The sequence below is a fragment of the Kitasatospora nipponensis genome (genome assembly GCF_039528135.1).
Classification (GTDB): Bacteria; Actinomycetota; Actinomycetes; order Streptomycetales; family Streptomycetaceae; genus Kitasatospora; species Kitasatospora nipponensis.
Genome location: NZ_BAAALF010000798.1, coordinates 1 through 653, shown reverse-complemented (window position 1 = coordinate 653; position 653 = coordinate 1). Strand labels below are relative to the sequence as shown.

General features: G+C 64.9%; 2 pseudogenes. Both read right to left on the bottom strand.

Annotated features, from left to right (window positions below):
- Window positions 1-162, bottom strand: a pseudogene (locus tag ABD323_RS46170) (IS701 family transposase); the annotation flags it as partial.
- Window positions 163-228: 66 nt separating this feature from the next.
- Window positions 229-531: pseudogene (locus ABD323_RS43405) on the bottom strand (MMPL family transporter); the annotation flags it as partial.
- Window positions 532-653 lie beyond the last annotated feature (122 nt).

Below are 653 nucleotides of genomic sequence, written 5' to 3'. Positions count from 1 at the left end.
GAGCGTGGTCAGCGTCTTGTTCCGGTCCCTTGGAAGCAACAGGCCGGTCAGGTACTCGCGAAATCCCCGCCGCTGGGCCAGCGAGCTGAACAGGTCGTCGAACCTGGCCGCGTACCCCTCGAGGGGCCCGGGAGCCGGTGGACACGGAGCACGCGCCGTCATGGCAACACCCCGAAAGACTCTCCTCGCGAGTACTGCCGATCTGATCCCATGTCAACAAGCCACCGGTAGCAGGGACATGGCGGCCGGTACGAGAGTCATGCGGACGATGAACGCGTCGATGAACACTCCGACGGCCAGGGCGAACCCGATGGACTTGATGACCGGGTCGAGGGCGAGCATGAACCCGCCGAACACCGCGACCACGATTAGGGCGGCGTCGGTGACGACCCGGGCGTTGTGGCCGAGGCCGTTGACGGCAGCCTGGTGCGGGGGGACTCCGTGGACCTAGTCCTCACGCACCCGGGAGACGATGAACACCTCGTAGTCCATGGCGAGACCGAACAGGATACCGATGAGCAGCGGCAGAAACGGGCCGCGAGCCGCGGTAACTGCTGGTCAGTGACCTGTATTCGGTCGGCGGTTCCTTATGGGGTGCCGGTAGCAACGGCCGTGAATCCAACGATGTTGCTGCTGACCTGCGCAGACTCTCG